This is a genomic window from Photobacterium sanguinicancri, assembly GCF_002265265.1.
Classification (GTDB): Bacteria; Pseudomonadota; Gammaproteobacteria; order Enterobacterales; family Vibrionaceae; genus Photobacterium; species Photobacterium sanguinicancri.
Map to the genome: position 1 here is coordinate 1 of NZ_NOIF01000187.1, position 9,884 is coordinate 9,884.

General features: G+C 43.5%; 8 protein-coding genes, 2 tRNA genes and 1 pseudogene. 4 read left to right on the top strand and 7 right to left on the bottom strand.

Annotated elements, in window-relative coordinates:
- Positions 1-2 precede the first annotated feature (2 nt).
- Together ASV53_RS20225 and ASV53_RS20230 are read right to left on the bottom strand one after the other, a co-directional pair.
- A tRNA-His gene (locus ASV53_RS20225) sits at positions 3-75 on the bottom strand.
- 9 nt (positions 76-84) lie between these two features.
- Positions 85-161 (bottom strand) — tRNA-Pro (locus tag ASV53_RS20230).
- Positions 162-442: 281 nt separating this feature from the next.
- On the opposite strand from ASV53_RS20230, the gene ASV53_RS20235 reads away from it, so the two are divergent.
- Together ASV53_RS20235 and smrA are read left to right on the top strand one after the other, a co-directional pair.
- The gene (locus ASV53_RS20235) at positions 443-583 is read left to right on the top strand and encodes a DUF3149 domain-containing protein (protein WP_048900999.1); all 141 of its coding nucleotides are present in this window, start codon (positions 443-445) and stop codon (positions 581-583) included.
- Between the two features lie 204 nt (positions 584-787).
- A complete protein-coding gene (gene smrA / locus ASV53_RS20240; RefSeq protein ID WP_094958431.1) occupies positions 788-1,369 on the top strand; it encodes a DNA endonuclease SmrA in 582 nt (193 codons plus the stop codon).
- Positions 1,370-1,456: 87 nt separating this feature from the next.
- On the opposite strand, the gene ASV53_RS20245 is transcribed toward smrA, so the two are convergent.
- From ASV53_RS20245 to ASV53_RS20265, 5 genes are all read right to left on the bottom strand, one after another.
- A complete protein-coding gene (locus tag ASV53_RS20245; RefSeq protein ID WP_094958432.1) occupies positions 1,457-2,071 on the bottom strand; it encodes a LysE family translocator in 615 nt (204 codons plus the stop codon).
- Between the two features lie 80 nt (positions 2,072-2,151).
- Positions 2,152-3,069, bottom strand: coding sequence for a LysR family transcriptional regulator (locus ASV53_RS20250; RefSeq protein WP_094958433.1), 918 nt, complete (start codon positions 3,067-3,069; stop codon positions 2,152-2,154).
- A 14-nt stretch (positions 3,070-3,083) separates the two neighbouring features.
- Complete coding sequence (gene ybaK / locus ASV53_RS20255; protein ID WP_094958434.1) at positions 3,084-3,560, bottom strand: Cys-tRNA(Pro) deacylase; 477 nt, start codon at positions 3,558-3,560, stop codon at positions 3,084-3,086.
- 105 nt (positions 3,561-3,665) lie between these two features.
- Entirely contained in the window at positions 3,666-5,339 is a 1,674-nt protein-coding gene (gene ushA, locus ASV53_RS20260; RefSeq protein WP_094958435.1) for a bifunctional UDP-sugar hydrolase/5'-nucleotidase UshA, read from the bottom strand.
- Positions 5,340-5,610: 271 nt separating this feature from the next.
- Positions 5,611-6,975: a Na+/H+ antiporter NhaC family protein gene (locus ASV53_RS20265; protein WP_094958437.1), complete on the bottom strand. Its 1,365-nt coding sequence runs from the start codon at positions 6,973-6,975 to the stop codon at positions 5,611-5,613.
- A gap of 92 nt (positions 6,976-7,067) precedes the next feature.
- Between ASV53_RS20265 and ASV53_RS20270 the strand changes: the two are divergent.
- Together ASV53_RS20270 and ASV53_RS20275 are read left to right on the top strand one after the other, a co-directional pair.
- Positions 7,068-7,277, top strand: a pseudogene (locus ASV53_RS20270) (methyl-accepting chemotaxis protein); the annotation flags it as partial.
- Between the two features lie 411 nt (positions 7,278-7,688).
- The gene (locus tag ASV53_RS20275; protein WP_094958436.1) at positions 7,689-9,572 is read left to right on the top strand and encodes a methyl-accepting chemotaxis protein; all 1,884 of its coding nucleotides are present in this window, start codon (positions 7,689-7,691) and stop codon (positions 9,570-9,572) included.
- Positions 9,573-9,884 lie beyond the last annotated feature (312 nt).

A 9,884-nucleotide genomic window follows, 5' to 3' on the forward strand; every position in this document is an offset into this window, starting at 1 on the left:
GGGGTGGCTAACGGGGCTTGAACCCGCGACAACCGGAATCACAATCCGGGACTCTACCAACTGAGCTATAGCCACCATTGTAAGTGGTCGGTGAAGAGGGATTCGAACCCCCGACCCTCTGGTCCCAAACCAGATGCGCTACCAAGCTGCGCTATTCACCGACAATTCAGTTTTATCAACTGACTCAACAGGATTGCTGCCGAGGTCGCTTATAATACTCAGCACGGTAATTTACGCAAGTACTTAACGCATTTTTTTTACTTTAAAACATCAGTTGCTTATCTAACGTCCACATTGCTCAATATCACACACTTAGAGTGATCTGACACACAAAGAAAAGTACAACTTACATACAGCTTTAATACCATTGATCTAGATCATCATAACAAATCGTTATCATTGGGTATCTTGTCACCATTACTCAACAACGCTAAGGATTAGCATGGACTTTTGGTTAGATCTCCTCTTCGGTAATGCCGTTGGCTTATCTTCAATGATTGTAATCTTTGGTGCGTTAGGGTTAATGATCTTTTTCGGCGGGTTCTTTGTTTACAAAGTACTCTCGGCACCTTCTCCTCACTAGAGCCATTAAGCAAAATCTATTTTTGCTGACCCGGGGTCTTTATGATTTGCACGACCGCAAGTCGTAGCTTGACCCTGGTCACTTTTCTTGTGGCTTATTTTTCGCTTCAATCTGATAATGCGATCAGGTTGAAGCTGTGCATTTTGATCATTTTTCTCCGCAAATAGGTATACTAAGAACACCCGTTTCTTAAGCTATATCATCATGTCAAATAACGATGAACTCGATCTCTTTAAAGAGATGATGGCCGACGTTGCGCCAATCACCCAAGATACAATTGAAACCACAGTAAAGCATCAAGTCACCGGTGCACATCTTGCACGCCGCCTTGCAGCCCAAACACTGACCAATAGCGATCCAGAATATCTGTCGTTGGATTATGCGAAAATGTGTCAGCCTGATGATATGTTGGAATTTAAGCGAGATGGTGTTCAAGAAGGTGTATTTCGAAAAATGCGCCTAGGTAAATACGATATTCAAGCTAGGTTAGACCTTCACCGCAAAACATTAAAGCAAGCCCGTGAAGAAGTGCTGCACTTTCTTCGACAATGCCATCGCATGGATATTCGTACTGTCATCATTATACATGGCAAAGGTGAGCGCTCTAATCCACCTGCATTAATGAAAAGCTATCTCTCGACTTGGCTAGAACAAATCAGTGAAGTGATGTGCTACCACTCAGCCCTTCGTCAGCATGGCGGCAATGGTGCTTTGTATGTGATGTTGAAAAAGAGTCCAGAGAAAAAGCTGGAAAATCGAGAGCGCCACATGAGTAAAAAAGGCTAACTCGATAACCCGTGAATGTCTTTTAGGACGAGGCACTCTTTTCAGATCGGCCAGATCAAAAAAGGAGCGACTAGCGCTCCTTTTTCTTTATACAAAATACACAACACGTAAAGCTAATAGAATAAGTACCACACCGGATAAACGATCTATCCACAGAGCCTTAGTTCTTAATACATCCAGCACTTTAGGTCGTGATAAGACTATCGCTATCAAGGTGTACCATAATCCATCCACCAGCAATGGAGTCGCAACAATAATGCTACGGCTAACCGATTCGGTTCCTACCGCAACAAACTGACTAAACAAGGCTAAAAAGAACAGTGCGAGTTTAGGGTTTAATAATGAAATCATTAGTCCATCACGTGCTGCTTCAAATAAACTTGTTGTTTCCCCCGCTTTCAACTTAGCAGCAATACCGCCCTTCGAGCGCAGTGCATTCACACCTAAATACGCAAGATACGCAGCCCCTGCATAGCCAATAGCCATAAACAAGGTTGGCGACTGCTTCAACACAACTGCAAGCCCTAATAGCGTCAGTAAAGCATAAAAGCCGACACCCATCGCATGCGCCCATGATGTAACTATGCCGTGTAATCGCCCACTTGCAAGACTGTGCTTCGCCACAACGGCAAGACTAGGCCCTGGTGACATCGCACCTAAAATACAGATAATAAAAAGAGAAAACCAAATACTGAGTGTCATGCTGCGCTCCTTGTTAGGGCGCTAAAGTAACAAGACTATAGTATTAATTGAAATCAAAAAAAGTCATGGACCTTATGATTTCAACTCATACTCATTGAATACATAGAATCACGCATCACGGTGAGTACACGCTGGCGAAGCCATTGATGAGGCAAGTCGCTATCGTATTTAGGGTGCCACATTAGCCAGTATTTATGCTGATCAACAGGCATAGGAAGTGGCAGAAAATGAATGGGATAGCTTGGCTTCATGTTTAGCGCAATATGTTCAGGTACAACCATCAACATATCGCTACGGCTCAACGTATTGAATGCAGAAGTAAAAAAAGGAACTCGAAATTTAATATCCCGTTGAAGTCCTTGCGACGATAAGTACTGCTCAATAAAACTGTCTTTATCACCACCACCTGAAACTGAAATATGGCTATAACGTAAAAAGTCTGTCAGCGATAACTGACTTTGCTGAGCAAGAGGATGCTGCTGACTCATCACGCAAACCGGATAATCAGCACCAATCGGTTCACCACATAAACCTTCAGGCAATGAAGAAAGCATGGAGGAGAATAAATGAATATCACGCTGACCTAATTCAGAGTAAAAATCAGGTTGCCATAATTGATACTCTACCGAGACTTGAGGTGCATGTTCACGTAATAGCTCTACCACATCAGGTAAAATATATTGCGCAACATAATCCGATGATGACAATACAACCTTGCCCCGCCAAGTTTGCGGATCAAAGGTATCTAGCTGAAGGATCTGCTGACAATCACCAAGCACAGCATCTACTCTTACCTTGAGTTGCTCTGCTTTGGGTGTCATCAACAATCGATTACCGTCACGAATCAACAAGGGATCATGAAAAATATCACGTAACTGGTAAAGCTGTCGGCTAACCGCAGACTGAGTAATGTGCAGCCGCTCTGCCGCACGGCTAACATGGCACTCTTCCAGCAGAGCCTGCAAGCTAACCAATAAATTAAGATTAATATTTTTCATGAATATACAGCCTGTTAAATTTTGGCTATTGGAGCAAAAGTACCTTGTGTCAGCTTAACCAAATCTTGCGGAGACAATTCAATTTCAAGCCCGCGTCGACCTGCGCTCACACAAATACTTGAAAAGGCCGTTGCTGATTGATCAACAAATGTTGGTAAGCGCTTTTTCTGACCTAATGGACTGATCCCCCCGACCACATACCCTGTGGTTTTTTCAGCAATAGTAGGATCCGCCATATCGGCTTTCTTGCCACCCGCCGCTTTTGCCGCGGATTTAAGATCAAGCATACCTGCGACAGGAACTACCGCTACCGCAAGCTTTTTGGGGTCACCGTTTAATGCAAATAACAGAGTTTTAAAAACCTGTTGCGGATCTTGCCCTAAAGCATCAGCGGCTTCTAAACCAAAATTGGTGTTAGCTGGGTCGTGTTCATACTGATGAACTTGATATGAGATGCCTTGTTTTTTCGCTAATTTAATTGCTGGCGTCATGCTCTTCATTCTTGCTGGTTTAAATCAATACTTTCATCATACGCTTTTCAAACCATAAAAAAACGGCTCCTCTAAAGGAGCCGTTCTCTTTGATTTAACTCACGCTTATTTATAAACGATTTCGCCTTTAGGCGCGTAAGCATTCACATCAACAGGACTGTTTGTTTCTAAGAACTCTTTAAGGACTTCTGCATCAACAAAACCAGTGTTTACATAACCTGGGTGGTCAGCCAATTTAGGGTAACCATCGCCGCCCGCAGCGTTAAAACTTGGCACAGTGAAACGGTATGTCGCTTTAGGATCTAGCTTTTTACCGTTAAGTACTACGTTGCTTACTTGACCATTCGCTACCTTCATTGAAACACCGTAGAACTGTGCGTAAGCACCAGAGTCGATAGGCTTAGTCGCGACGACATTAAGATAATCAAGTACTTCTGCACCACTCATATCAGTGTAAGTTACGATATTGCCGAATGGTTGAACCGTTAGCACATCTTTGTAAGTGATATCGCCCGCGGCAATAGAATCACGTACACCGCCCGAGTTCATTACCGCAAAATCAGCTTTGGCACGCTGCATATGTGATGCAGCAATCAGACGACCTAGGTTAGTTTGCTTGAAGCGTACAACACCACGGTCACCTTCCAGTTTACCGTTTGATTCAGCAATCTTAACGTTAAGTTGATCTTGGCCTTTTTCTTGGTAAGGCGTTAAGAAATCAAGCACTTCTTCATTTTTAACAATTTCATCTTGAATGAATACGCGCTTTTTCGAGCCATCAGCCAACTTCACTTTTTTCTTCAAGTTCACTGGTACAAGATCGTAGCTCACCATACGTAGTTCGCCGTTTTGGAATTCGAAATCCGCACGACCTACATATTTACCCCATTCGTGCGCCTGAACAATCCAAGTACCATTTTGGCTATCTGGCTTACAAGCATCACCTGGTTTGAAGTTCTTGTTGTACATGTTTGGACCTTCCATGCACACAGGTTCTTGCGAGTGGCCACCTACGATCATATCCAGATCGCCTTCTTGAAGGTAGCGCGCTAATGCAACATCACCCGGCGCATTCACACCACGGTTACCATTTGCATAGTGACCCATGTGAGTCGCGGCAATGATCACGTCAGGATTTTCAGTTTCACGCAGCTCTGCAATCACTTTTTTCGCTTCAGCTTTAGGATCGCGGAACTCTACCCCACCGATATATTCAGGGTTACCAATTTTTGCAGTGTCTTCCGTTGTTAGGCCGATAACCGCAATTTTGATACCTTGTTGTTCAAAGATTTGATACGGCTGGAATAAACGCTCACCGGTTTTTTTATCGTAAATATTGGCAGAAAGAAATGGGAAGTCAGCCCAACCTTCTTGCTTACGAAGTACATCGAGTGGGTTATCAAATTCGTGGTTACCCAATGCCATTGCATCGTAACCTAGCATGTTCATGCCTTTAAAATCAGGCTCAGCATCTTGAAGATCTGATTCAGGTACACCGGTGTTGATATCGCCACCAGAAAGAAGCAACGTTGTGCCACCTTCAGCTTTTACTTCAGTACGAATTTGGTCAAGCAGGGTTTTACGCGCAGCCATACCATACTCACCGTATTTGTTTTCCCAAAAACGGCCATGGTTATCGTTCGTGTGAAGGATAGTAATTTTGTAGGCTTTATCAGCATCCCACGTAGGAGCGTTACTATCAGCTTGGCTTGCACAACCACTGAGTACTGCAAGTAAAGCTGCACTTAATGCAGTCTTAGCAAATAGGCGTTGCTTCATGAATATCACCTTAATTCAGTTATTATTATTCCTTTATGCCACTACTCTTTACTGCGCTCAAAAAGGCAACCGTTAGGAGTAGAAATCGGCGTTAGTTTAAAATAATTACTGATAACAAGTGCATCCATTTCATGAATATGTCGGCTAGCTCACCCTACAGTGGCACTAATTGTCTGATTTATTGCAAATTTGCATAAAAAAGCTCTACCGAAGTAGAGCTTGATAAGAATTGGCTTTATCTATGCTTACGCATAATTGTGTATAAGGCTCACTAGGCAGTAGCAGCCTCACGCGCTGCATGCTTAATAAACACAGCAGCAACAGCAGCAATCGCTAAGAAGAAGCAGTAATAAGAATGACTCACCACTTCTAATGGTGATAAGCCAAAAACAGAGCCCAATAATAGTGCTTGCGCGCCGTACGGTAGAATACCTTGGATGACACACGAGAATATATCAAGCAAACTTGCCGCTCGACGAGGCGTCACACCGTTGGTTTCAGCTAGCTCACGCGCGACACCACCCGATACGATAATCGCCACCGTATTATTAGCAGTACAACAGTTAGTTAGACTAACAAGGCTCGCGATACCCAATTCGCTGGCACGCAAGTTCTGCCCTTTCGTGTGCGCTTTACTAAACACGTTAATAACACGACTAATCAGCTGTGTTAGATACGCTAAGCCACCTTGTTGGCGCATTAACTCGCCCATACCGCCAATTAACATCGACAGTAAGAAGATCTCTTGCATATTGCCAAAACCAGCATAGATATCTTTCGCATACGTCGCGAAGCCATAGCCATCTGTTGCCACTAAACCAACGCCACCAGCAAGAACAATACCCAAGCTAAGTACCACAAAGACATTCACGCCAGATACCGCGAGTACTAAAATGGTAATGTAAGGCAGCACCTTCAACCATTCAACATCCCCCGTTGCTGGCACATCAGTGACAGTACTACTCGCCGCAAACAGTAAAATCGCGGCAATAGCAGCAGGCAAAGCAATGCCGATATTCTCTTTGAATTTATCGCGCATCTGACAGCCTTGTGAGCGTGTCGAGGCAATCGTTGTATCAGAGATAATAGATAAGTTATCACCAAACATGGCACCGCTCAGTACCACACCCGCAGTTAGAGCAACATCCATACCTGCAGCTTGCGCAATACCTAAAGCAACGGGGGCAACCGCTGCAATTGTGCCCATTGATGTGCCCATCGCCGTCGCAATAAAGGCAGAAATAACGAAAATACCCGGCAGAATCAAGCTTGACGGTAGCATCGACAAACCAAGGTTAACGGTCGCATCTACACCCCCCGTTGCTTTCGCAACAGACGCAAAGGCACCCGCTAATAAATAAATCATACACATAGCGATAATATCGCCATGGCCTACACCTTTAATAAACTGCTCTATCGCTTTATTCAGTTTATTTTTACTCAGTAATAGCGCAACAACGACAGCTGGTAATGCTGCAACAGGGGCTGGTAACTGGTAGAAGGCAAAATCGACACCTTGAAAGGTTAAATAACTCCCGACACCAATAAAGAGGGTTAGAAATACCCCTAGCGGTAAGAGCGCAAGTGCTGACGGCGCAATGGGCTGATCAGACTGAGATTGTGTTGTGTTCGGCATGATGGCTTTAGTCATCTATTTTAGAATTTGGCTTAGACTAAAACTAACCCCTATTCGAGTCAACATCTAGACGTCTAAACATCCAAATTAAAATACAGCAAACAAAAGGCCGTGCTGTGGGCATTATGGAAAATAACCGCCACTTAGCGGAAACCTCTGTTGATGATGCCAATGCCACTTCAGCAAGCTTATCGCAAATTAATAATGCCGTGACTAACATCAACGATATGGCAACGCAAATTGCCTCTGCCGCTGAACTATCACACGAATTACAGCAAGAGATTAACCGCTTCAAGCTATAACCCCATTAACAGACTCGACACAAGGTAAAGTCTGTTAGTTAAAATCAAGGCATGGCGTCAATCATTTATTGCGCGCTATGCCTTTTTATTAAATAACGTATTATTTTCCTCTTCAGATACCTTTATAGCTTTCCTTTCTTTTTTACGTTAAATATCTTTACTACCAATGCTCTATTTCTTTTGTTTTTCTATTAAATGCAACTTGATCAACATCCGATAAAAATATACTTCAGCACTGCCATTTAAACGTCGTTTTTGATGTTTAATTACAAGCCAAACGTCATAAAAAACACGGCGCATTTATTATTATTATTAATATTAATTAATCACTTAAATACTCGTGCATATTGGAAAGTATATTTATAGACTTAGCGTTCCAAACCGTTCCTAAATATGACATTGAAGTAGACAATGACTTTCACATTAAAACAAAAACTCATTGGAGCTAGCCTTTCAGCCGTTGTACTAATGGCAACAGCTTTAACATGGCTGGCAGCAAACCAACTAAATAACCAAACTCGTAATGGCGTTTATTCCCGCGTAAATAGCCTATCAACTGCCGCAACCGATGGTATCAGTGATTGGGTTAACATCCGTCGAGATATCGCTAGTGCATTTAACGATCATGCTAGCCAAGCAGATGTTGTTCCTTTTCTGAAGCAAGCTCGTAATGCCGGTGGATTTGACGATATTTTCTTAGGTACACCACAAGGTGATATATACCGCTCTCATCCAGAACGTAACCGAACGGACTACGATCCACGTACTCGACCTTGGTACAAAGATGCAAACAGTGCTGGCAAACAAATTATTACTACCGCCTATCAAGGTGCCAGCACTAACGCACTATTAGTAACTATTGCCGAACCTGTGCGTAAGAATGGTCAGCTAGTGGGTGTAGTTGGCGCAGATGTATTAATCGATCAGTTAATTGATGATGTAATTAGCCTTGATGCAGGCAAAAATGCTTATGCTATGTTGATCAATAAGCAAGACGGTACATTTTTAGCTCATCCAAATAAGTCTTTATTACTGCAACCCATTAATCGCTATAGCAATGCGTTTTCCTTATCTGCAATCGATACACAAATGCGATCGAATCAGATTGAAAATATGCAGATCAAAGGTGTTGATAAGCTAGTTCACTTCACTGCTATTCCGGATACCGACTGGATCCTTGGTATCGAGATGGATCAGGCCACGGAAGAAGCAAGCATGCATAGCCTGATGCGCCAGTTGTTCATCACCTCTATTGTGATCACTATTATTGTGGTCGCGATTGTGGCTTGGCTAGTTAACTTCTTGTTCCGCGATCTTATGCGTGTATCTGATGCACTAGCAGAAATCGCATCAGGGGAAGGCGATTTAACTCAGCGCCTTGAGCCACGTAGCGATGATGAAGTCGGCCAGCTAGCCCTTAACTTCAACCGCTTTGTCGGTAACATGCACCAAATGGTAATGCGCTTACGTGATGTTTCTGATTCATTAGGCCAACAAGCGCAAACAACGGCATCGCAAGCAGAAGAACGCAGCACTCGAATTCAACATCAACAAGATGAAATCAACATGGTTGCCACTGCGATTAATGAAATGGCGGCAGCAACACAAGAAATCGCTGGTAATGCAGATAATACAGCTCAAACATCAGGTGAAACGGTTAGCGCTGCTGAACATGGCTCTGAGCAAGTAACCCAAAGTCAGCATTCCATCTCTAGCCTTGCGGGTGAAGTTGAAACCGCAACGGGTGTAATTGGCGAGCTAAACACGCATGCGCAAAGCATCAATACTATCCTTTCAACCATCCAAGGCATTGCCGAGCAAACTAACCTGCTGGCACTGAATGCTGCGATTGAAGCCGCACGTGCGGGTGAACAAGGCCGTGGCTTTGCGGTTGTAGCCGATGAAGTCCGCGTACTGAGCCAACGTACTCACGCTTCAACGCAAGAAATCCAGCAGATGATTGAAACACTACAGCAAACGACAGGCCGCGCTGTGGGCATTATGGAGAACAGCCGCCACTTAGCGGAAACCTCAGTTGATGATGCCAATGCCGCTTCAGCAAGCTTGTCGCAAATTAATAATGCCGTCACTAACATCAGTGATATGGCAACGCAAATTGCCTCTGCCGCTGAAGAGCAGTCATCGGTAACAGAAGAAATCACCCGCAATACCCAAGGTATTCGCGATGTGTCTGATGAGCTGGCGCTAGAAGCCGATGAAGCCGCACGCCAAGCTGCTGAACTATCACAACTATCACACGAATTACAGCAAGAGATTAACCGCTTCAAGCTATAACCCCACCAACCTGCTCTACTCGAAGTAGAGTCTGTTAGTTAAAATCAAGGCATAGCGTAAATCATTTATTGAGCGCTATGCCTTTGCATTAAAGAACACATTATTTACCCTCTTCATATATCTTTTTTCATACCGCTTTATTTCTTTCGTGAAATATCTTTACGACCAACGACCTTTTACTTTTTATTTTTAGGTTAAATGCAACTTGATTGATATCCCACTGACGTATATTTCAACACTGCCATTTAAACGTCGCTTTTTGATGCTTAATTACAAACCAAACGTCATAAAAAACACGCAGCATTTATTATG